This is a genomic window from Acinetobacter lwoffii (assembly GCF_022967985.1).
Taxonomy (GTDB): Bacteria; Pseudomonadota; Gammaproteobacteria; order Pseudomonadales; family Moraxellaceae; genus Acinetobacter.
Genome location: NZ_JALJVC010000016.1, coordinates 1 through 20,297 on the forward strand (window position 1 = coordinate 1; position 20,297 = coordinate 20,297).

Annotated in this window: 24 protein-coding genes; 9 read left to right on the forward strand and 15 right to left on the reverse strand. The window is 42.9% G+C overall.

Annotated features, from left to right (window positions below; all coding sequences use genetic code 11):
* Positions 1-297: 297 nt before the first annotated feature.
* From MWG72_RS10285 to ftsY, 4 genes are all read right to left on the reverse strand, one after another.
* A complete protein-coding gene (locus tag MWG72_RS10285; RefSeq protein WP_247143983.1) occupies positions 298-912 on the reverse strand; it encodes a DUF2057 family protein in 615 nt (204 codons plus the stop codon).
* Positions 913-1,112: 200 nt separating this feature from the next.
* A complete protein-coding gene (locus tag MWG72_RS10290) occupies positions 1,113-1,706 on the reverse strand; it encodes a nitroreductase family protein (protein ID WP_086044744.1) in 594 nt (197 codons plus the stop codon).
* Positions 1,707-1,902: 196 nt separating this feature from the next.
* Positions 1,903-2,592, reverse strand: coding sequence for a nitroreductase family protein (locus MWG72_RS10295; RefSeq protein ID WP_243475142.1), 690 nt, complete (start codon positions 2,590-2,592; stop codon positions 1,903-1,905).
* 177 nt (positions 2,593-2,769) lie between these two features.
* Positions 2,770-3,873 carry a signal recognition particle-docking protein FtsY gene (ftsY, locus tag MWG72_RS10300; RefSeq protein ID WP_004278679.1) on the reverse strand — a complete coding sequence of 368 codons (1,104 nt, stop codon included), beginning with the start codon at positions 3,871-3,873 and terminating at the stop codon, positions 2,770-2,772.
* A 177-nt stretch (positions 3,874-4,050) separates the two neighbouring features.
* Between ftsY and MWG72_RS10305 the strand changes: the two genes are divergently transcribed.
* Positions 4,051-5,457 (forward strand): M16 family metallopeptidase, encoded by a 1,407-nt coding sequence (locus tag MWG72_RS10305; protein WP_247143984.1) that lies wholly within the window; start codon positions 4,051-4,053, stop codon positions 5,455-5,457.
* Positions 5,457-7,031 carry a M16 family metallopeptidase gene (locus tag MWG72_RS10310; protein WP_247143985.1) on the forward strand — a complete coding sequence of 525 codons (1,575 nt, stop codon included), beginning with the start codon at positions 5,457-5,459 and terminating at the stop codon, positions 7,029-7,031. Before MWG72_RS10305 ends, MWG72_RS10310 begins: the two co-directional genes overlap by 1 nt.
* Here MWG72_RS10310 and MWG72_RS10315 read toward each other — a convergent pair.
* Together MWG72_RS10315 and MWG72_RS10320 are read right to left on the reverse strand one after the other, a co-directional pair.
* A complete protein-coding gene (locus MWG72_RS10315; protein WP_004731236.1) occupies positions 6,955-7,278 on the reverse strand; it encodes a hypothetical protein in 324 nt (107 codons plus the stop codon). The two genes, MWG72_RS10310 and MWG72_RS10315, sit on opposite strands and share 77 nt — an antisense overlap.
* 98 nt (positions 7,279-7,376) lie before the next feature.
* The gene (locus MWG72_RS10320; protein WP_004278683.1) at positions 7,377-7,736 is read right to left on the reverse strand and encodes a hypothetical protein; all 360 of its coding nucleotides are present in this window, start codon (positions 7,734-7,736) and stop codon (positions 7,377-7,379) included.
* Positions 7,737-7,960: 224 nt separating this feature from the next.
* On the opposite strand from MWG72_RS10320, the gene MWG72_RS10325 reads away from it, so the two are divergent.
* From MWG72_RS10325 to MWG72_RS10335, 3 genes are all read left to right on the forward strand, one after another.
* Positions 7,961-8,194, forward strand: a complete 234-nt coding sequence (locus MWG72_RS10325; RefSeq protein WP_004278686.1) for an SEL1-like repeat protein — start codon at positions 7,961-7,963, stop codon at positions 8,192-8,194.
* A 151-nt stretch (positions 8,195-8,345) separates the two neighbouring features.
* On the forward strand, positions 8,346-8,726 hold the full coding sequence (locus tag MWG72_RS10330) for a DUF2750 domain-containing protein (protein WP_004278687.1): 381 nt from the start codon (positions 8,346-8,348) through the stop codon (positions 8,724-8,726).
* A 104-nt stretch (positions 8,727-8,830) separates the two neighbouring features.
* Complete coding sequence (locus tag MWG72_RS10335) at positions 8,831-9,262, forward strand: CBS domain-containing protein (RefSeq protein WP_004278688.1); 432 nt, start codon at positions 8,831-8,833, stop codon at positions 9,260-9,262.
* Positions 9,263-9,391: 129 nt separating this feature from the next.
* On the opposite strand, the gene trpB is transcribed toward MWG72_RS10335, so the two are convergent.
* The 9 genes from trpB to MWG72_RS10380 all read right to left on the reverse strand — a co-directional run bounded on the left by trpB (position 9,392) and on the right by MWG72_RS10380 (position 17,100).
* Positions 9,392-10,600: a tryptophan synthase subunit beta gene (trpB, locus tag MWG72_RS10340; protein ID WP_247143986.1), complete on the reverse strand. Its 1,209-nt coding sequence runs from the start codon at positions 10,598-10,600 to the stop codon at positions 9,392-9,394.
* Between the two features lie 107 nt (positions 10,601-10,707).
* On the reverse strand, positions 10,708-11,895 hold the full coding sequence (locus MWG72_RS10345) for a vWA domain-containing protein (RefSeq protein ID WP_247143987.1): 1,188 nt from the start codon (positions 11,893-11,895) through the stop codon (positions 10,708-10,710).
* A gap of 13 nt (positions 11,896-11,908) precedes the next feature.
* Positions 11,909-12,760 (reverse strand): AAA family ATPase, encoded by an 852-nt coding sequence (locus MWG72_RS10350; protein ID WP_004278691.1) that lies wholly within the window; start codon positions 12,758-12,760, stop codon positions 11,909-11,911.
* A 20-nt stretch (positions 12,761-12,780) separates the two neighbouring features.
* The gene (locus MWG72_RS10355; protein WP_005106668.1) at positions 12,781-13,164 is read right to left on the reverse strand and encodes a hypothetical protein; all 384 of its coding nucleotides are present in this window, start codon (positions 13,162-13,164) and stop codon (positions 12,781-12,783) included.
* Between the two features lie 21 nt (positions 13,165-13,185).
* Positions 13,186-13,491 (reverse strand): YcgL domain-containing protein, encoded by a 306-nt coding sequence (locus MWG72_RS10360; protein WP_247143988.1) that lies wholly within the window; start codon positions 13,489-13,491, stop codon positions 13,186-13,188.
* Positions 13,492-13,623: 132 nt separating this feature from the next.
* Entirely contained in the window at positions 13,624-14,766 is a 1,143-nt protein-coding gene (locus tag MWG72_RS10365; RefSeq protein ID WP_247143989.1) for a ribonuclease D, read from the reverse strand.
* A gap of 178 nt (positions 14,767-14,944) precedes the next feature.
* Entirely contained in the window at positions 14,945-15,541 is a 597-nt protein-coding gene (gene recR, locus MWG72_RS10370; protein WP_004278698.1) for a recombination mediator RecR, read from the reverse strand.
* Between the two features lie 13 nt (positions 15,542-15,554).
* Positions 15,555-15,884: a YbaB/EbfC family nucleoid-associated protein gene (locus MWG72_RS10375; protein ID WP_004278699.1), complete on the reverse strand. Its 330-nt coding sequence runs from the start codon at positions 15,882-15,884 to the stop codon at positions 15,555-15,557.
* A 28-nt stretch (positions 15,885-15,912) separates the two neighbouring features.
* Positions 15,913-17,100: an O-succinylhomoserine sulfhydrylase gene (locus tag MWG72_RS10380; RefSeq protein ID WP_247143990.1), complete on the reverse strand. Its 1,188-nt coding sequence runs from the start codon at positions 17,098-17,100 to the stop codon at positions 15,913-15,915.
* Between the two features lie 142 nt (positions 17,101-17,242).
* Here MWG72_RS10380 and MWG72_RS10385 point away from each other — a divergent pair, with 142 nt between their 5' ends.
* From MWG72_RS10385 to MWG72_RS10400, 4 genes are all read left to right on the forward strand, one after another.
* Positions 17,243-18,340, forward strand: a complete 1,098-nt coding sequence (locus tag MWG72_RS10385) for an alpha/beta fold hydrolase (protein ID WP_247143991.1) — start codon at positions 17,243-17,245, stop codon at positions 18,338-18,340.
* Between the two features lie 70 nt (positions 18,341-18,410).
* Positions 18,411-19,283, forward strand: a complete 873-nt coding sequence (locus tag MWG72_RS10390) for an NAD(P)-dependent oxidoreductase (RefSeq protein ID WP_247143992.1) — start codon at positions 18,411-18,413, stop codon at positions 19,281-19,283.
* Positions 19,284-19,369: 86 nt separating this feature from the next.
* Positions 19,370-19,639, forward strand: a complete 270-nt coding sequence (locus tag MWG72_RS10395; RefSeq protein WP_247143993.1) for a YARHG domain-containing protein — start codon at positions 19,370-19,372, stop codon at positions 19,637-19,639.
* A 31-nt stretch (positions 19,640-19,670) separates the two neighbouring features.
* The gene (locus MWG72_RS10400) at positions 19,671-20,084 is read left to right on the forward strand and encodes an HIT family protein (RefSeq protein WP_004278705.1); all 414 of its coding nucleotides are present in this window, start codon (positions 19,671-19,673) and stop codon (positions 20,082-20,084) included.
* Positions 20,085-20,297: the final 213 nt, after the last annotated feature.

A 20,297-nucleotide genomic window follows, 5' to 3' on the forward strand; every position in this document is an offset into this window, starting at 1 on the left:
AAACCTCGTCAGTTTCAAGCTCCAACCCAATTATTTAACGTTTCGTTTCATGCATTGCGTTGGTGTGCTGCGTATTCTATACAGTTTCAAAACGAGCGCAAGGGCTTTTCTTAAAAATATTCAAAAAAACCAATCATGCGTTTATTTTTTAATCTGAAAGGCTATTTTTAACACTTTTTTTGCATTTTTCTAGCTAATTCCGCATGAAAAGTTTAAGCAAATGTTAATTTTCTTGCCCTCATCTCATAAAAAAAGATCACCTTAATGGTGATCTTTTTGATTCTTCATCAAAATTTTTTAATTTGCCTGTTCAGCGAGCCAAGTCATAAATTTTTGACGCTCAGCTTTAGAAGCCTTCTTCCATAATTGAATCAGCTGCTGATCATTCTGGTCTGCTGAGTGAGTATATACAGCTGCAGGTTGATTAACTGCTGTCGCAGCTTTAGTTGTCATATCTACTTTTTTAGTCAACACTCGATTTCCAAACCATGGTTTCGCTGCATCTTTAGCGCCCGTCTGCTGGACTAAGAGCTGATTTTTTGCATCATATAGACCAATAATGGGCTGATCTTTATATTTTTGCGCTGCATCAAAATCTTTAGGCGCCTGAATGAGTGCTAAACGATAAGTTTCGCCCTCTTTAAGGCTTGGTGTTTTTACCGTAACCACACCCGACTTTAAAATGTCATGTGAATTGTCTGAATGCTGGAAAAATTCGTTATAGCGTACACTGATCGCATTTACACCTGCATCCAAGCTATAACTCTGATTAGAACGCAATAGACCCGAGTTCACCTCCTGATCATTTACGGCAACAATTTTTATTTCTTCAGGTACTGTGACGGTCACTGCCGAAAAAACTGATGTGCTAAACAGAAACACTGCTGCAGTTGCCGCAATACGTAAATCCATATCCTTTACTCATTTTTGGTTGTTTATTAAAAATTAGCCGCACTATGCCGCTTCTAAATGACAATCTTATGACAAAGGCTGGAGCGATACAGCCTGTGTTCTTAGCATTTATTTGGGTAAATATACCCCATCATATCCAAATACAACTCTAAGACATAAAAAAAGAAGCATCAAAGTGCTTCTTTTTAATCTAAAACTATTTATGCAAAGGTCTTAAAGCGTTCTGCATCATCCATAAAGGTTTTTTCACCTGCAGGAGCTTCAATCGAACCAAATACCAGTTGAGCGCGAAGCTTCCAGTGAGATGGTATTTCGAAAGTTTGTGCGACTTCTTCATCAATAATTGGATTATAGTGCTGTAATGAAGCACCGATATTTTTTTCTGCCAAAGCGGTCCAGGTTGCAAACTGTGCAATAGCGGAAGAATGCTCAGACCAGACCGGGAAGTTATCGGCATAGAGTGCGAACTGCTCCTGCATCGACTTCACCACATTCTGATCTTCATAAAACAGTGCGGTACCATAACCTGCAGCAAAAGCATTGATCTTGCTATTGGTTGATTCAAATGCATCTGCTGAAACAAGGTCACGTAAAGTTTCACGTACAATATGCCAGAAGGTATCATGTGATTGACCAAATAAAATCACCACACGCGAGGTTTGCGAGTTAAAAGATGACGGACTGTGCTTCACCGCATCTTTAATAATTCTCTCAATTTCTGTCTGATCCAGATCTACATTTTTTCCAATTGAATAAATGCTACGACGTTGTTTGATTTGATCTAAAAATGCCATGAACCCACCTCTGTATATTTTGATTATTTGAAAATCGATAAAGTCATATTACGTGCTTTAAACACCCAAGACAGGTGCATTTCGATAACAATGTGTTTTATTTATAGAACAATCAGATTTAGATCTGGGTAGCGTATTTGTATCTAATTTTATCCGCAGCTTCCATGCTGTCACATATAAAGTGTTCTATAAACTTTTAATTAAATACTTTGAAACGATGCTGATCCGGTTTTTGTAATTTTGCTTCTACTGTTTGTTCAATTGACCCAAAGCAAAGTTGTGCGCGTAATAACCAGTTCTTTTCAATCTGAAAATGCTCTGCGACCCTTTCATCAATCAGTGGATTATAATGTTGCAAGAATGCTCCCAAACCAGAATCTGCCAGCGTCATCCACACAGCAAATTGCGCCATACCGGAAGTTTGTTCCGACCACGCTGGAAAATCCTCACTATTTAATGGCATTTTCTTTTGCAATTGTTGAATCACGGCTTGATCTTCATAAAACAAAACCGTGCCATAGGCAGCAGCACATTGATTCAACTTGATTTCCATCCCTTCGTAAATATATGCCGGCATATGCTGACGCTGTACCTGTTTCACAATTTCCCAGAATTGATGATGAGAATCTGCGAATAACACCACAATGCGCGTAGTTTGAGAATCATAAGCCGAAGGACAACTCCGCACTGCTTCCTGAATGATTTCGCCAAGATAAGCCTGACTAGAATGTACCCGCTTACCGAGTTGATCGATACTACGGCGCTTTTTCAATTGATCGACAAAAGTCAATTCTAAATCATCATTCAGTTTATTTTTTCTTGAAAATTTAAAATCCTTGGTTATATCGCTTGTTAATACCTGACCAATCTTATTTAGCAATGCCATTTTCTACCCCACAAAAAACAAGCCAAATCAGCTTAGAGAATCCCCTACAATTATAAGGCCTTTATTAAGATAGGCAGATTTAGTGGTGGTTTTACTGTCGGTTTTTACAACACTCGAACTGGCTAAAAACAATAAACTCCGCACTTGGCGGAGTTTATGTGAAGCATTGCGCATTATTTATTTTTCAGTTTCAAATAATGCAGCAACAAAAGATTTGGCAGAGAATGGACGCAAGTCATCAATTTTTTCACCGACACCAATAAAGCGAATCGGCACATGAGTACGACTGGCGATATTAAACAGTACACCACCTTTGGCAGTCCCATCAAGTTTGGTAATAGTTAAGCCCGTCAAGCCTACCGCCTCATCAAACATCTCGACCTGATTAATGGCATTCTGGCCAGTACCGGCATCGACCACCAACATCACTTCATGCGGTGCAGTGGCATCAATTTTCTGCATCACACGTTTTACTTTAGTCAATTCCTGCATCAAATGACCTTTGTTATGCAAACGGCCCGCTGTGTCTGCAATCAATACATCCACGCCTTTGGCACGCGCACTTTCAAAAGCATCGAAAATCACTGAAGCTGAATCTGCACCATGACCCTGAGCAACAACCGCAATATTATTACGCTCACCCCAGATCTGTAGCTGTTCCGTTGCAGCTGCACGGAAAGTATCGCCTGCTGCCAACATGACAGTCTTGCCTTCACCTTGCAGACGCTTTGCCAACTTGCCAATGGTAGTCGTTTTACCGACACCATTCACACCAACCACCAGAATCACATAAGGCGATTTATTCGGATCAATATGCAGCGGTTTTACTCGTGGTGCCAATAAAGCCACCAGTTCTTCCTGAAGCGCTTTATAGAGTGAATGCGAGTAGATCAAATCACCACGTGCTGTACGTTCAGTTAGGTTAGCAATAATGGTCTTGGTTGCTTCCACGCCAATATCTGCTACCAGAAGCTGCTCTTCGACTTCTTCTAATAATTCATCATCAATTTCTTTACCGCCAATCAGGATATTGACCATCCCATCGGCAAGGTTTTTACGGGTTTTGGTTAAACCCACTTTCATACGGCTAAAGAAGCCACCTTTCGCCGCAGAATCTTCATTTTCAGTTTCTGTTTCGACAGGTGCAGAAACTACAGCTGTTTCGCTTGGCGTTTCTACAATAGGCACATTGACCGCAGGTAAGCTCGGTAATGTGACATCATCATCTCCGATATCAGCATCAATCAAAAATTTGTTTTGCCCATTAGATTGCTGTTGCATGCCGAATCCTTGAAAAGCATTGCGTTAAAAACCCAGATTCTACCATAACTTGCCTGCTTTGCAGCTAGCAATGCAAATGCTGGACAAACATACCAAAAAGCTACAGCTCTCGGTTGCTTTTAAGCACACATTTATTAAAAATAACCCTAAATACAAATGCCTATTTCAGGAGATCTAGTGTTCATCACCTTTTTGACTATCTCCTCTTTCTCGCAAATGATCAAACAGACGCTTTATCCACTCAGCGCTGTCTTACTCAGTCTGACTTTTAGTACGGCTCAGGCACAAACCCGAAGCGAATTATCACGGACTACTTTTGAAACCACTTTAAGTAACGGTTTAAAAGTCATTATTCGGGAAGACCATCGTGCGCCCATGGTAATGACACAAATCTGGTACAAAGTTGGCAGCAGCGATGAATCTGGAAATATTCTGGGGGTATCACATGCGCTTGAACACATGATGTTCAAAGGCACTCATAAAGTGCCAAATGATGAATTTACCCGTCTTAGCCGGATTTATGGCGGCAGTATCAATGCAGCCACCTTTACCAATTACACCAATTATTATCAGCTCTATCCTAAGGCTTATTTCCCTATGGCCTTGGAACTCGAGTCTGATCGTATGAGTAATTTACTGCTTCGACAGCAGGACTTCGAGCCAGAAATTAAAGTCGTCATGGAAGAACGGCGCCAGCGTACCGATGACAATCCGCGTGCGCAAGCCTTTGAACGGTTTAAATGGATCAGTTATCCGACCAGCCATTATCGCCAGCCGGTGATTGGACACATGAAAACCCTGAATAATATTCAGTTGAATGACGTCAAAAAATGGTATCGGGACTGGTACAGTCCGAATAATGCCATTCTGGTGATTGTTGGAAATGTAGAATCTGAAGCTGCTTTGGCTCAGGTAAAAAAATATTTTGCTGACATTCCCTCACGCCCAATACCAGCACGCAATGATGTACTAGAGTTTGAGCGTTTGGGCTATCGACATATGGAAATTAATAGCAATGTTCAGGTGCCCAATCTGTACATGACCTGGAATGTAAAATCCCTTGGCACTGCCAAAACTCCCCAAGATGCTTATGCCTTGACCATTATTCGCAGTCTTTTGGACAGTGGCATTTCTTCGCGCCTGCAAGACCGATTGGTACGTGATCGTAAAATTCTGACCTCTGTCAGCGTTTCTTATGATCCCTATAATCGCGGCGACAGCCTGTTTGGTATTTCTGCCTTACCTGCGCCGAGCATCTCTTTGCAAGAAGCACAACAAGCAATTCAGGATGAAGTGGATTTACTTAAAACTACAGCGATGACCCAACAGGAAGTGGATCGTATCAGTACCCGCTTTATTTCCAATTTGATCTATAGCCAGGATGATATTGCCGGACAAGCCAAAATGATTGGAAATCTAGAGGTCAATGGCTTGAGTTATCGCCTGATGGATGAATTACCGAAACACTTTGAAAGTGTCAGCGTTCAGGATATCCAGCGTGTCGCAAACGCCTATTTTGTACGTGAAAATCTCAGCACGCTTTATCTCTCTCCTGAACAAAACACCCAGCAACGGGGATTATAATGCTTCAACTTCGTTCATTTTTGCTTATTTCAATTTTAAGTCTTAGCTCGGCTACCCATGCAGAAAACTATCTGGATCCCCAGCCTAACCAAAATGATAATCCGAGTCAGTTACAGTCTATCCCTTTGCTGCAAAGCTTAAAAAATATTAATCAGCAACGGGATTTTCAGGCGCCTTATATTCATGATCTAAACAATCGCTACAAAGTACGCACGCTGTTTGTTGAAACGCAAGATCTTCCCATGGTAGATATCCAGCTGACCTTTAATGCCGGTTCGGCCCGTGATCAGGAAATTGCCAAAGGCCTATATGGTCTATCCAATATGGCAGCTAAGTTGATGCGTGAAGGAACCGACAAATATAGCGCCAATCAGGTGGCGGAAGTTTTTGACCAAACCGGAGCACAATTCAGCGTACAAGCCTATCGGGATATGTTTGTGGTTCGTCTGCGTACGCTTTCAGACCCGGAAAAACTGGAACCCGCATTGGGCATGCTGATGGAGGTTCTCAAGAATGCATCATTTAAACCATCCAGCATTAATCTGGCTTTAAGCAATACCCAAGTGGGACAAAAACAGCTGCAGGAAAATCCAAGCCGACTCATGGATATCCGTTTTTATCGTGCCCTATATGGTCAACACCCTTATGCAGAACCAATCACTGGTACCCAAGGCAGTACCAAGAAAATTAACGCAGAATTATTGAAAAAATTTCGTGATCAGTTTTTGGTGGCGCAAAATATGAATATTTCCATTACTGGAAAACTCAGCCCGAAACAGGCACTGGAACTGTCTGAACGCATTGCCGGTAATTTACCCCAAGGGCAAAAAGCAGTGCGATTGCCACAACCTGAAACTCAATCTGGTTTTGAAGTGGTACATCTACCCTATAACTCGTCTCAGGCGCATGTCACCTTTGGGCATTTAGGCCCAACTCGCTTTACTGAAGATAAACTGGCTTTAGAGGTCGCCAATCGCATGTTTGGCGGTAGCGGATTTAATGCGGTATTGATGCAGGAACTGCGGGTGAAACGTGGTTTTACTTATGGCGCTTATAGTTCGTTGAGCTTTAGTCAGGCACCGGGCTTATTCAGCTTTAAGTATTCCACGCGTCAGGATCAACTGCTAGACAGCATTCAGGTCGCACATCAAGCATTTATCCACTTTGTCAGCCAACCTATTGATACTCAGCGTCTGGAAGAAACCAAAGCAGGCATGTTACGTGCTTTTCCTAATAATTACAGCAGTAATGCCACCATTAATGCCCAGCTAGGCAATATGGGTTTTTATAGTGAGCAAACTGATTATTTATCCAGTTATCCAGAACGCTTGGCTAAAATCACAGCGGCAGATGTACAAAATGCAGTGCGCAAGCATTTTCATCCTGATCGCTTAACCCTAGTCGTCGTCAACAAAGAACTGGATCAAAATGCCTTGAAAATGCGTTTGGAGCGAAATTTAATGGATGCCAATTATTACTTACCAACAAACCCTATGCCTAAGGCATCTCCACAGAGACCGGCGGAAGCTGACGTGCCCGAAGTGATTCCTGCTGATAAGCCTGCATCAATTTAAGATATTGCCCACGACGGATATGCTGCTGCTCTAACAAGGCGAGTGCCATATCTTGAGTTTGGGGAAGGTTTTGCTGTTTAGACAGTTGCTGAATCTGAGTCACTTGGGAAAGGCTAAGCGGACGATATAAAGCAAATGCGGCTAAAAGTAGAATGACCGCAATAATAAAAATAACCACACTGTTATAAATCTGTTCCAGTTTGATTCGGCTGAAAAATTGGCTTAGTTTTTCTGTATCTATAGACATACACTACCTCAGGTTAGAGGTAGTGTATGGTCGCAGTTACATAAGTTCAAGTCAGCGCACTGAATATTCATAAGAGCTGAATCCTGCTATTTCGAGGACTAATTCATTATTCTGGTAATAATTGTTGAATACAGTACCAATGCAACAACAAGCAATACCAGTGCAATTGCAAATTTACTTAAGCCGGCTTCTGCTTCAGGCGGATGTAAGCGATCCTCATCTGCAATGCGGACCAGCTCACCATTATAGAGTTTATAAAACTGCTCACGCTGGTTTTCGTCCAGCGCCCGGGTAAAGTCGTAGACTTCTTTACGTTGTGCCAGCCCATAATCACCTAGATGGGTATATTTACTGAATATAGCTTGATCGAGTTTTTTACGATGCAAATCGGCAAGTTCCATAATTTGACCTGCAGTCGGAGGCATATCAAATTTCACACCATCTAAAGTTCTTGTCATCATGGCCTTCTCCTTATTGTTTGCTATCCATTTACAATGTAGCTTAATAATATTTATAGTTGTGTATAGTTTAATCAGTTAAACTATAACTGAAGTAAACAAATAAAATCGAATAGTTGACTTTTCCATTATTTTGTAATATTAGTTTAACAATACTAATTTATATTTGTATTTAGACTAAATAGTCTATCCTGTAATCATAATTAAAATTAAGGAGTTTTTATATGATACAACAACTCTCTCAACACGATCTGGAACATCTGTACGCAGATGCCGTGAATACCATTCAATCGCAAATGAACTTTGCTGATGCGGTAAAACAGCTTGAAGAAGCCGCTCGTGCAGGCCATGGTAAAGCAGCGCTCTTTTTAGCAGAACTTTATTATCAAGGTTTCCGTGTAGAACGAGATTCACTCAAAGCCCAGTACTGGCAAAACATGGCCACCATGCAAGCATAAAGAAACGTCACCTAGGTGGCGTTTTTTTCAGTCCTTTTTTCAATAAATAGCAATCAATACATATTTTCTTACGAATCCTTGCAAAGCTGAAACAGTAATTTCATATAAAGTTCCTAGAATAGAGCCTGAACTCCAATAGCACTTTATTCTAATGAAACCACGAAAAATTATTCAAATTGATCCGATCTGCAAAAACTTTCTGTTAAAGATCACGATGCTTAAATCTTTGATGAATTGTGGCGAGCTATGGGGCGCATATCACCAAGGCTGGGCGATGATGCGTGACCAGGAAGATTGTATCTTTCCATTCTGGCTCAATCCGCTGGATGCTAAAAATTATGCCCAGCAACATTGGCCGGATTACATTCCACGTAAAATCAATTCTGAAGATTTTGAAAATGCATTATTGCCGACCCTGTCGCGACTGAATGTTACGCCAGCGCTGTTCAACACCAATGGAACCAAACTCAAACTGACTGCTGCACAGATGCGTCATCTGTTTTTTTCGCAACAAAGACTGCACATTGCTTAAATAACATGCTATTTATAAAGACTAAAACCTAAACACTTAGAGATGTTCAGGTTGAATACATACTCTAGGATTAATAATAAATTGACCAATAAGGATGATTAAGCATGACCAATGTGGCACAGGTGCTCAGTGAAAAAATGCATCAAGCTATTTATACCATTCGTCCAGATTCTACTGTTTTAGAAGCCATCACCTTGATGGCGGATAAAGGAATCGGGGCGCTTGTGGTAACCCATGAAGACAATGTGGTGGGGATTTTGTCAGAGCGGGATTACACGCGTAAGATCGCGCTGATGCAAAGAACCTCATTCGACACCACTGTTAATGAGATCATGACCTCTAAAGTGATTACCGTAAATACAGCTACTAGCGTAGAAGACTGTTTATCTTTGATGACTGAACGCCACCTACGCCACTTACCCGTGGTCGAACATGAAAAACTGATCGGTCTGATTTCAATTGGGGATTTGGTCAAGGCCGCCATGGATGACCAACGCAAATTGATTGAACAGTTACAGCAATATATCTCAGGTTAAAACATCATCTAGCTTTCTCTAAGGCATTTGAAGATCACTTAAGTGACACCAAGATAAAGTTTTATATCTGATCCATAAAAAATCCCGGTATGTGTACCGGGATTTTTTATATGAACATTCTGAATAAAATCAGTTTAGACCTAATTTTTCTGCGACGTAATCTGAGTCTTTATCACCACGACCCGATAAGTTCACTACAATCTTGGTATCTTTTGGCAGTTTCCCTGCTTCACGAATGGCCCAAGCCACCGCATGCGAACTTTCTAATGCAGGTACAATGCCTTCTACGCGTGACAGTGTCATGAATGCATCCAGACATTCCTGATCGGTTGCAGTCGTATACTCAACCCGACCCAAATCTTTCAGCAAGCTATGCTGCGGCCCCACACCCGGATAATCCAGACCAGAAGCAATTGAATGCACTGGCAATGGCTCGCCCTGTTCATCTTCTAGCACATAACAGGCCATACCATGTAACTGGCTCGGTTTACCTAAGGTCAAAGTAGCTGAATGCATATCGGTATCTAAACCATGACCTGCCGGCTCAACGCCAACCAGTTTCACATCTGGTTCATTTAAAAATGCAGTGAATGCGCCAACTGCATTAGAACCGCCACCGACACAGGCAACAACATAGTCAGGATTTGCACCAAAACGCTCATTGGCCTGAACTTTAATCTCATCACCAATAATCGACTGGAAATCACGTACCATCATCGGGAATGGGTGCGGCCCGACTACCGAACCAATGGCATAGATGTAGTTTTTCGGGTCTTTTAAATATTCTTCAAAAGCACTGTCGACTGCATCTTTGAGTGTGGCTGTACCGCGAGTCACAGAAATCAGCTTGGCACCCAGAATTTTCATCTTGACGACGTTTGGATGCTCTTTTTCGATATCCACCTGCCCCATATGAATTTCACACGGAATACCCACCAAGGCACATGCAGTTGCCAAAGCAACACCATGCTGGCCGGCACCAGTTTCTGCGATGACTTTGGTCTTGCCCATATATTTGGCCAGTAGTGCTTCACCTAGGCAATGATTAATCTTGTGCGCGCCAGTATGGTTCAGATCTTCACGTTTCAAATAAATCTGGGCTCCACCGAGCTGTTTAGAAAGACGTTTGGCATGAAATAGTGGACTTGGACGACCGACATAATGAGCAAATAGGTCTTTCAATTCATTCTGAAATTCTTCAGTCTGACGAATTTCCTGATAGGCCACATTAATATCATCCATGGCCTGTTTCAGATCGGGTGGAATAAACTGACCGCCATATTGACCAAAAAAACCCTCTTCATTTGGTAACGCAATACCATTAATTTGATGAGCCATAATGATGCCTGAAATTTTAAATAAGAGATAATGAGTGACTTTATACTAGAATAATTTGTTTGAAATCACTAATAACTCTAACTAAAGTCACTTATAGATAAATGGAATTAACGCGCCAGATATTTGGTCATGTCTTCAATGCCTTTCAGCGTCATTGGAAACATATGATTTTCAAATATCTGCTGGATCAGACCAATGGTATGGGTGTAATGCCAGTATTTTTCTTCTTCCGGATTCAGCCAAGCAGTTTTATCAAAATGCTGACGCAGACGCTGTAACCAGACCTGTCCAGCTTCATCATTCATATATTCAACCGAACCACCGACAGAATTCAGCTCATAGGGTGCCATGCTGGCATCACCGACCACAATCACGCGGTAATCACGGCCATAGGTATTGAACAAATCCCAGGTATTGATGCGTGAACTGGAACGACGGATATTGTCTTTCCAGACATAGTCATAGAGACAGTTATGGAAATAGAAATATTCCAGGGTCTTGAATTCGGTTTTCGCCGCACTGAACAGCTTTTCACACTGGGCAATATGCGCATCCATCGAACCGCCAACATCAAATAGCATCAGTACTTTGATGCGGTTACGACGCTCCGGCACCAATTGCACATCCAGAATCCCCTGCTTGGCAGTTTCACGAATTGTCCCGTCAATATCCAGCTCTTCGGCTGCACCCTGACGGGCAAATTTTCGTAGACGGCGCAATGCCATCTGCATCTGGCGGCTACCTAAAATCTGTTCATCATCCAGATTGCGGTATTGACGCTGCTCCCACACTTTCACCGCAGAACGCTTACGCCCCGGCCCGCCAATACGCACACCTTCAGGATGATCGCCATAGGCACCAAAGGGTGAAGTGCCACCGGTACCAATCATCTTGTTGCCGCCCTGATGTTTTTTATGCTGTTCGCGCAGACGCTCTTCTAGCATTTTCATCAGTTCTTCCAGCGATCCGGCTTTTTTCAGCTCTTCGCGCTGCTCCGGGGTCAAATGCTTTTCCAGCAACTCCAGATCAAACCAGTCTTTGGGCAGCTTATGCACCTGATTTAGCAGCTCATCCAGATCAAAGGTCGCGATACCATCAAAATAGTCTTTCATGGCGCGATCGAACTTGTCGAAATAGCGCTCGTCCTTGACCATTATAGTTTTGGCAAGCTGATAGAACTCGTCCTGATCGGCAAAGACCAGTCCTGCGGCAACTGCCTGATTGAGGTCAATCAGTTCGCGGGTCGATACCGGCACGCCGTATTTGCGTAAGGTATAAAACAGTCGCACAAACATGCGTGTTTCTCCCTTAACGACGTGACATAAATGCTAGACGTTCGAGCAACTGCACATCTTGCTCATTCTTGATTAATGCGCCGTACAGGGGCGGAATTGCTTTGGATTTATCAGTATTGCGCAGAATATCTTCCGGCATGTCGTCAGCCATAAGCAGGCTGAGCCAGTCGATCAGTTCAGAAGTTGAAGGTGGTTTTTTTAAACCCGGAATCTGACGTAATTTAAAGAAGACTTGCAAAGCCTCATTGACCAATGTGGTCGAGATATTGGCAAAATGCACATCAATGATTTCACGCATGGTGGCTTCATCTGGGAATTCGATGTAATGGAAGAAGCAACGACGCAGGAAAGCATCTGGCAATTCTTTTTCATTATTTGAGGTAATGATCACGATTGGGCGCTGAGTTGCGGTAATGGTCTCGCCTGTCTCGTACACATAGAACGACATTTTATCGAGTTCATGCAGCAAGTCATTTGGAAACTCGATGTCTGCCTTATCAATTTCATCAATCAACAGGACACAGCGCTCTTCACTGGTAAACGCTTCCCATAATTTACCCGGCTTGATGTAGTTCTTGATGTCATAGACACGGTCATCACCCAACTGACTATCGCGCAAGCGGGATACGGCATCGTATTCATACAGGCCTTGTTGTGCTTTGGTAGTGGACTTGATGTGCCAGGTGATCAGCTTCAAACCCAGACTTTCTGCGACTTGCTCGGCCAGCAAAGTCTTACCTGTACCCGGCTCACCTTTGACCAGCAACGGTTTTTGCAAACTGCGTGCAGCTTTCACCGCAAGTTTTAAACTGTCAGTCGCAATGTACTGATCGGTACCTGAAAATTGTTGAATATCAGCAGACATGATTGAACCTTATTTTTTACTTACAGCGGTGAACTTTTCTCGTGAACACGAATATTGCTTTTGTTCGACACATAGGTCGACCAGCAATAGCCAATCACAGATCCAATCCCAATGACAAATAAAATAAGTGACGCATTAATCCAAACCAGGGATTGCTCTTTGGTTAGCACCCCAAATAACAGACCAAAGATCGCGGGTGCAATGGATGCATTCGCCCCCTCGGATACCGTCGGTGTTAGCAGAATGGCAAAGGCCACAATCCACAAAAAACCGCCCATAGGTTTAGGCAGGCGTTTGGTCACGCCATACCAGCACCATAAAGCAATCAGGCTGCCGAGCAGATAAACTGCTACGGCAATGCTCTGTTCAGGAATTGAGTCTAATACAGCCACATAACCATTCATTTCACAACTCCTGAATCAACATTAAGCACCGCGTAAACCTTCTGGTGCCACAGCGTTTGGATCAATCAAGCCTTCTGGCGGCATTTGCAGGAAGAAACCGCGGGTTTCAATAGAATCCATGACATGCAAGACATTGGCACGTGCCAGTTTACGTGATTCGCTTAATTCAAGATGCATGACAAAAGTCGCACGTCCAAATGCTGCCTGTACTGCTTCAGTCAATACGCTTAAAGGTTCGAATGTTTCAGTTTCGCTTTCATTCGCAGGACGCGCCACATACAGATACATTTCACTTTTTTTGCTGGATTTGTAGATAGACACTTGCATATTTCAAACGACTTTTCTGGAAAAACAACCGCAAGGATACATCAAAAAAAAGACAGAAACATTAGCCACGTCTCATGCATCAGTCGTGATTTTGTATAATTGCTTTTTCTTTAACCAATCCTGCGCAGCCAATCACTCGCTGACTTTCATCTGGGTAGACAGATAAGATTCATCCTGATGCAATACCTGAATCAGGGGCTGAGTCAATAACTCATAGCGCCAGCCGAGTAGATAACCCGGCAGATCCTGCTCGTCCTTATGAAAAACCACATGCTGATACAAAGCATTCAGCCATTTCTTGCGCATCAGGACTTCTTTCGGAATTGAGGTTTCATTGCCGACGTTCTGAATAATTGAATCAATTTTTTCGCCGATATCTTTGGAAGAATGGCGAATTGGACGTGCCAGACGTAAAGGCCAGTTTGCCGGCTCCGGCAGGAATTTCAGTAAATCTAAAATGGTTTTGCCATGCTCACGAACCACATTCGAACGAATGTCTTTCACATGACTCAGCTGGAAATTATTGCGCGGGAATTTTTCCACCAGATCAATCATGCTGGCATTTTTTAAAATAAAACTGCGTGGCTGATTTAGTGCTTTGGCAATCTGATCACGCCAAACCATTAATTGCTGCAATTGCATCAGCTGACGGCGTGAATGCCGGTAATTGCCGACATCCTGATACAACAAGGCAGTTGGGGTATCTTCGCCAATTTCCTGAGTCAGAAAACGGCAATCTTGCAAGGCAAAATCCAGCAGATCTTTCGACTCCAGATCCCGTTTGATTTTCTCTGACAGTTGCATCAGATAATGCACATCATTGGCAGCATAGAGCAACTGTTCGGAACTGAGTGGACGCGCCAGCCAGTCAGAACGGGTCTGGTCTTTTTCGATATCGACTTCCAGCATCTGCTTCAGCGCATTTTGATAGCTGACTTGCAGACCATGCCCCAAAAATGACATGCCGACCTGGGTATCAAACACATTACTCAGCAATTTCTTCTGGGTATAGTGATAAATCAGATCGATATCTTCACTACAGGCATGAAAAATATTCTGCTGTGCGTTAAAAATTTTATTAAGGAACTCAGTCAGATCCAGCGTGGTTCCATCCAACAAATAGACCTTGTTGTCTACGTTAATCTGAAAAACACCCAGCTTAGGCCATAAGGTATCAACCTTGATAAACTCGGTATCCAGCCCATACACTGAATTCTGATCCATCAGCTTCAGTACATGAGTTAAGTCGTTTTGATGTTGAATAAATTGAAACATAGAACTGAGTCTAAGATTAGATTCTCGATAGATCCATATTAACTGATCTATAGAATTTTTGTATAAAAAATAAGGTCAATTCTGCCCTATTTCCCAAAAAATGGCGCTTACTTATCAGGTTTTATATTCTAATTAATATCTTTTTTATATTAAAACTAACAAGATATTTAAGCTCAGCTTACTTCATGCGCATCCGGTTATGTACTGCCTGACTCAAGGTATGGCTATCGACATATTCCAGCTCACCACCTTGAGGTACGCCTTGGGCAATTCGGGTCATCTGGATCGGCAAATGTTTGCTGGCCTCAACCAGATAATGCGCCGTGGCCTGACCTTCTACCGTAGCATTGGTCGCCAGAATCACTTCTTTCACCTGACCATTGGCCAAACGGTGCAATAAGTACGGAATACCGATTTCTTCTGGTCCAATACCATCCAGTGGCGATAAATGTCCACCCAATACATGATATTTACCTCTGAAGCTGCCACTTTGTTCAATCGCCATGACATCTGCAGGTGATTCTACTACGCAAAGCAATTCATCATCACGATCCAGCGAAGTACAGATATTGCAGACTTCGTCTTCGGTCAAAGAATGACAGACTGAACATTCATGAATGTAATTGGTTGCCTCAGTCAGCGCATGTGCCAGACCAATAGCACCCTCACGATTTTTCATGATCATATGCAATGCCATACGTTGAGCCGATTTCGGTCCAACGCTTGGCAAAATGCGTAATGCTTGAACGAGTTGATCAAAACGATCACTAAACATTGCGCATTCTTCCTTAGAACATACCTGCAAGACCAGGCGGTAAACCCATACCCGAATTCGCTGCTTTCATTCTTTCGTCAGATACCACTTCTGCCTGACGTGCTGCATCATTCATTGCCGCTGCAATCAGGTCTTCGATCATGTCTGGATCATCCTGAAGTAACTCAGGATTGATTTCGATACGCTTCACTACGTTACGGCAAGTCATAGTTACTTTCACCAGACCGCCACCCGCCTCGGCATGCACTTCAGTTTGCGCAAGCTCTTCTTTGGCTTTTTTTACGTTATTTTCAACTTCTTTCTGCATGCGCTGAGCTTGCTGCATCAACATGTTAATGTTCATAAATATCTCCGAACATAAATTTATAAAATTAAATCAGGTCTAAACCGCGACGAATATCCTGGATAATATCACCAATCTCTTCCAAACCAACAGATACGCGAATTAAACCTTCGCGAATACCGGCAGCTTCTTTGGCTTCAGGCGACAGTTTACCGTGTGTCGTGGTTGCCGGATGGGTAATGGTTGATTTCACATCGCCCAGATTGCCGGTAATCGAGATAAACTGGGTATTGTCGATGACAGTCCATGCTTCCTCACGGCCACCTTTCACTTCAAAAGACACAATACCGCCAAAACCGCTCTGCTGTTTGGCTGCCATTTCATGACCGACATGCTCAGGCAGGCCCGCATAATATACTTTTTCTACTTTTGGATGCTGATTCAAAAATTCAGCCAGCTGCTGTGCACTTGCTGAATGTTCACGCATACGCAAACGTAGTGTTTCCAAGCCTTTTAGGAAAACCCAGGCATTAAATGGGCTCATTGATGGGCCGGTAGTACGCACATAGCCAAAAATTTCTTCAAGCAGCTTGTGATTACCCACGACAGCACCACCTAGCGCACGGCCTTGGCCATCCAGATATTTAGTCGCAGAATACACCACCAGGTCTGCACCAAATTTGAGTGGTTGTTGTAACACTGGGGTACAGAAGCTGTTATCAATCGCCAGTAAAGCATCATTGGCATGCGCAATATCGGCGAGTCCATGTATATCGGCTACTTCTGCTAAAGGATTGGATGGAGATTCAACAAAGAGAATTTTAGTTTCAGGCTTGATGGCATTTTTCCATGCATCAAGATCAGTCAAATCGACGAAATCAACACTGACACCAAATTTTGCGACATATTTTTCAAACATGGAAACCGTAGAACCGAAGACTGCACGTGAACAAATCACATGATCGCCGGCTTTTAAGAATGCCATCATCACTGCCATAATGGCTGCCATACCCGAACTGGTGGCGACGGCGCGTTCTGCACCTTCAAGTGCAGCCAGACGCTTTTCAAACATGGCAACGGTCGGATTGGTAAAGCGAGAATAGATATTGCCCGGTTCCTGGCCTGAGAATTTGGCTGCGGCTTCTGCAGCATTTTCATAAACAAAGGACGATGTTAGAAAAATCGGTTCGCCATGCTCACCTTCAAAAGTGCGGGTATGGCCGGTACGAATGGCTAAAGTTTCTAATTGGTAAGAAATATCATCTTGCTGGCTCATCGCTTTACCTCAGCCCTCAGGCTGCCTTTTGTAAAAATTTGCCAACATTTTGAGCGCCTAAGCTATTTCAGGTCAAGGCATAATAAGCGATTATTGCTTAGACTTCGATCAATCCTCCCGCGGATACGGATATTTTATTTACATGATTCAGTTAAAACAAAACTTTCAGCGCCAGCAAAAAAAATTGAAACACCTCAGCACCCGGATGTTTAATGCCTCCTCACTGATCCTGTCGCAAAAAACCCCTTTTGAATATATTGCCGGCACCGAGTTTTGCAAGATTCGCTATTACGCTTCACCCAAGAAAAAATATAAGGAGCCTCTGGTCTTCATCGCACCCTTGGCGATTAAGATGGATATCTATGATCTGTATCCTTATCGCTCTCTGGTCAAGCATTTTCAGCATAGCGGTTTTGATGTCTATCTGGTGGAATGGAAACGTTTTAACTTTAAACATCGCCACCTGAACTTTTTATCTTTTATTGATGCAGCCATTCCTCAATCCATTGAAACCATCTGCAAGCATTCGGGCAGTCAGTTCATTTCCCTGCATGGCTGGAGTATGGCTGGCGTGTTTGTCACGCTCTATACCGCCCTACATTCGCCTGAACATGTCAAGAATCTGATCGTGGTGGGCAGTCCTATCGACAGTTATGCGTCAGGACGTGTCGGCAAACTTTTTTCTACGACAAACAAACTGATTTCTAAAAACAAAAATCTGCAACAAGCCATTCATCAAGGACTGATTCCAAAGCAATATATTCATACGCCGGGTATTGTAAATGCCTTGGGCTTTAAATTACTCGATCCGATCGGCTGGCTCAAAAGCCAGAAGCAGTTTTTGCTGAATCTGGATCATGTCGAAGATGTCTATGAACATGCCACCATGGGAAATTTCCTGAACAAGATGATTGATTATCCAGGTGGGATTAATCAGGACATGGTGCTGCATTTATGGCTGCAAAATCCTTTAAAACAGGGTTCTATCACTTTGAATGGTCGTATCATTGATCTTAAAAATATCAGTTGCTCCCTATTGGTGGGTGCAGGTCAAACCGATCAGATTGTCACAGAACAGTCAGCTAAGCCTTTGATGAAATTGACAAGTAGCCAGGATAAGATGTTTACTCTGATTCCAGGTGGTCATCTGGGACTCATGTCTAATCAGAAAACGGCAAATACATTCTGGCCAAAAATGACGACCTGGCTGGTGCAGCGCTCTACGCGTCTTGATGCTTAGTGTAGATTCCCCAGACTGGCAAAAACATTAAAAACTATCCATAGATTTAAACATATTCAGAGGGTACAGCATGATTCAGTCAGTGGCATTTATCGGCTTAGGTGCAATGGGTTTTCGTATGGCAGCACATTTGCCCAAGCATTTTGATACAGTCTATGTCTGGAACCGCAGCTTTAACAAAGCAGAGCAACATGCTGCTGAATATGGCACCCAAGCCGTCACACTGGAACAGGCCGTACAGGCAGATGTGATTTTTTCATGCTTGCCAACTAGCGCTGACGTTGAACGACTTCTGGAAAATTTACCGCTTAAATCCGGTTCAGTCTGGGTCGACTGCACCAGTGGTGTACCGGATTCTGCCCAAAAACTGGCAGTACAACTGGCTGAACATGGGGTAATCTTTCTGGATGCACCGGTCAGCGGTCAAACCATTGGCGCTGAAAATGGTACATTAACCGTGATGGTGGGCGGTAATGCAGAGGGCTATGAAAAAGCCCTTCCTGCGATGCAGGCATTTGGCAAGCTGATCAAGCATGTCGGTGAGTCTGGTGCGGGTTTTGCAGTGAAGGCCGTAAATAATATGTTAATGGCTGTAAACCTGTGTGCCGTCGCAGAAGGCTTTACTACACTGAAAGCGCATGGGGTAAACCTTCATGAAGCGCTGGATTGTATTAATGCTTCAAGTGGTAAAAGTATGGTGACTGAAACCGTATTACCACAGCGTATTTTAAATCGCAGTTTTCCTGTAACCTTTGCCCTGCCACTCTTGGCCAAAGATACAGGTATCGCAATCGACCTTGCGCGTGAAGCCAAACTTTCTGCGCCTGTGCTCTCGTTGACCCAGAATCTGATTCAGGCGGCCAGCGGTCTGTCGGATAAAAACAGTGATTTTTCCAGTGCTGTGAAAATGTATGAATCATGGAGTAATATTACCATCGAGTAATATCTCGCCATTGAATAATGATAACGAAACCTCATATTGTGACTAGTAGGCAGGCACATATAGTGGATAACCCAGAGGAAACTCTCATGAAGAAATTTTCTGTTGCAGCATTGATTAGCTTTGCAACTTTGTTCGGGGCTTCAACATCGGTTCTTGCATCTGAACAAGAGTGCAAAAAATTAAAAAATGATCATGACGTGATTTATGCGTCTAAAGGTTTCTGTTTCAAAGATCCTGAAGCAAAAGCCAAGTTTGGTAATGACAATTGCTATACAACCAAGCCAAAATTCTCGGAAAAAGAGCAACAACGTCTTGACGCGATCAAAGATCGTCAGAAAGAATTGAACTGTAAATAATTCAGTTTAATAACGCTCAAGGAATGTACTTATGACTTATGATGATCAGAATATTTTTGCACGAATTCTACGCGGTGAACTTCCTGCGATAAAAGTGTATGAAGATGACCAGGTTCTTGCATTTATGGACATCATGCCTCAGGCAGAAGGTCATACTCTGGTGGTTCCGAAAACTCCGGCGATCACTTTACTGGATCTACCCCCTGAAGCTGCAGCCTATACGATTCAGATCGTACAGAAAGTTGCAAAAGCTATTGAAAAAGGTTTAGGTGTGGACGGTATCGTGCTGATGCAATTATCAGGGGCCGCAGCGGGTCAGACCGTACCACACGTACATTTCCATCTGGTTCCTACCTCTTTGCACAATCTGGGCAAACATGCAGCACAAATGGGCGACCAGGAAAAAATTAAAGCGCTAGCTGAGAAAATTAAAGCTGCCCTTTAAGCTATTCTTAATACCTAAAAATGGAGCCTCGGCTCCATTTTTTATGTCTAATGTATTTCACTCTTGATTAAGCCAATAAAATATCAGTAAAAGTCACCTAGCCTATTTTTAAGTTTTGCAGCAAACACCGAGCTTAGCTGTATTTGCATCAATCTTGCTAATCCCACTCATAATCCTATAAAAAATAAGACAATGATTGTCTTTAATATTTCT

Coding starts and splice junctions, on each gene's coding strand:
- MWG72_RS10285 (WP_247143983.1), bottom strand. CDS start 912: ATGGATTTACGTATTGCGGCAACTGCAGCAGTGTTTCTGTTTAGCACA.
- MWG72_RS10390 (WP_247143992.1), top strand. CDS start 18,411: ATGATTCAGTCAGTGGCATTTATCGGCTTAGGTGCAATGGGTTTTCGT.
- MWG72_RS10360 (WP_247143988.1), bottom strand. CDS start 13,491: ATGCAAGTGTCTATCTACAAATCCAGCAAAAAAAGTGAAATGTATCTG.
- MWG72_RS10320 (WP_004278683.1), bottom strand. CDS start 7,736: ATGACAAGAACTTTAGATGGTGTGAAATTTGATATGCCTCCGACTGCA.
- MWG72_RS10395 (WP_247143993.1), top strand. CDS start 19,370: ATGAAGAAATTTTCTGTTGCAGCATTGATTAGCTTTGCAACTTTGTTC.
- MWG72_RS10310 (WP_247143985.1), top strand. CDS start 5,457: ATGCTTCAACTTCGTTCATTTTTGCTTATTTCAATTTTAAGTCTTAGC.
- MWG72_RS10330 (WP_004278687.1), top strand. CDS start 8,346: ATGAAACCACGAAAAATTATTCAAATTGATCCGATCTGCAAAAACTTT.
- MWG72_RS10345 (WP_247143987.1), bottom strand. CDS start 11,895: ATGTTTGTGCGACTGTTTTATACCTTACGCAAATACGGCGTGCCGGTA.
- recR (WP_004278698.1), bottom strand. CDS start 15,541: ATGTTTAGTGATCGTTTTGATCAACTCGTTCAAGCATTACGCATTTTG.
- MWG72_RS10295 (WP_243475142.1), bottom strand. CDS start 2,592: ATGGCATTGCTAAATAAGATTGGTCAGGTATTAACAAGCGATATAACC.
- MWG72_RS10375 (WP_004278699.1), bottom strand. CDS start 15,884: ATGAACATTAACATGTTGATGCAGCAAGCTCAGCGCATGCAGAAAGAA.
- MWG72_RS10400 (WP_004278705.1), top strand. CDS start 19,671: ATGACTTATGATGATCAGAATATTTTTGCACGAATTCTACGCGGTGAA.
- ftsY (WP_004278679.1), bottom strand. CDS start 3,873: ATGCAACAGCAATCTAATGGGCAAAACAAATTTTTGATTGATGCTGAT.
- MWG72_RS10290 (WP_086044744.1), bottom strand. CDS start 1,706: ATGGCATTTTTAGATCAAATCAAACAACGTCGTAGCATTTATTCAATT.
- MWG72_RS10335 (WP_004278688.1), top strand. CDS start 8,831: ATGACCAATGTGGCACAGGTGCTCAGTGAAAAAATGCATCAAGCTATT.
- trpB (WP_247143986.1), bottom strand. CDS start 10,600: ATGGCTCATCAAATTAATGGTATTGCGTTACCAAATGAAGAGGGTTTT.
- MWG72_RS10325 (WP_004278686.1), top strand. CDS start 7,961: ATGATACAACAACTCTCTCAACACGATCTGGAACATCTGTACGCAGAT.
- MWG72_RS10380 (WP_247143990.1), bottom strand. CDS start 17,100: ATGAGCCAGCAAGATGATATTTCTTACCAATTAGAAACTTTAGCCATT.
- MWG72_RS10350 (WP_004278691.1), bottom strand. CDS start 12,760: ATGTCTGCTGATATTCAACAATTTTCAGGTACCGATCAGTACATTGCG.
- MWG72_RS10365 (WP_247143989.1), bottom strand. CDS start 14,766: ATGTTTCAATTTATTCAACATCAAAACGACTTAACTCATGTACTGAAG.
- MWG72_RS10355 (WP_005106668.1), bottom strand. CDS start 13,164: ATGAATGGTTATGTGGCTGTATTAGACTCAATTCCTGAACAGAGCATT.
- MWG72_RS10315 (WP_004731236.1), bottom strand. CDS start 7,278: ATGTCTATAGATACAGAAAAACTAAGCCAATTTTTCAGCCGAATCAAA.
- MWG72_RS10385 (WP_247143991.1), top strand. CDS start 17,243: ATGATTCAGTTAAAACAAAACTTTCAGCGCCAGCAAAAAAAATTGAAA.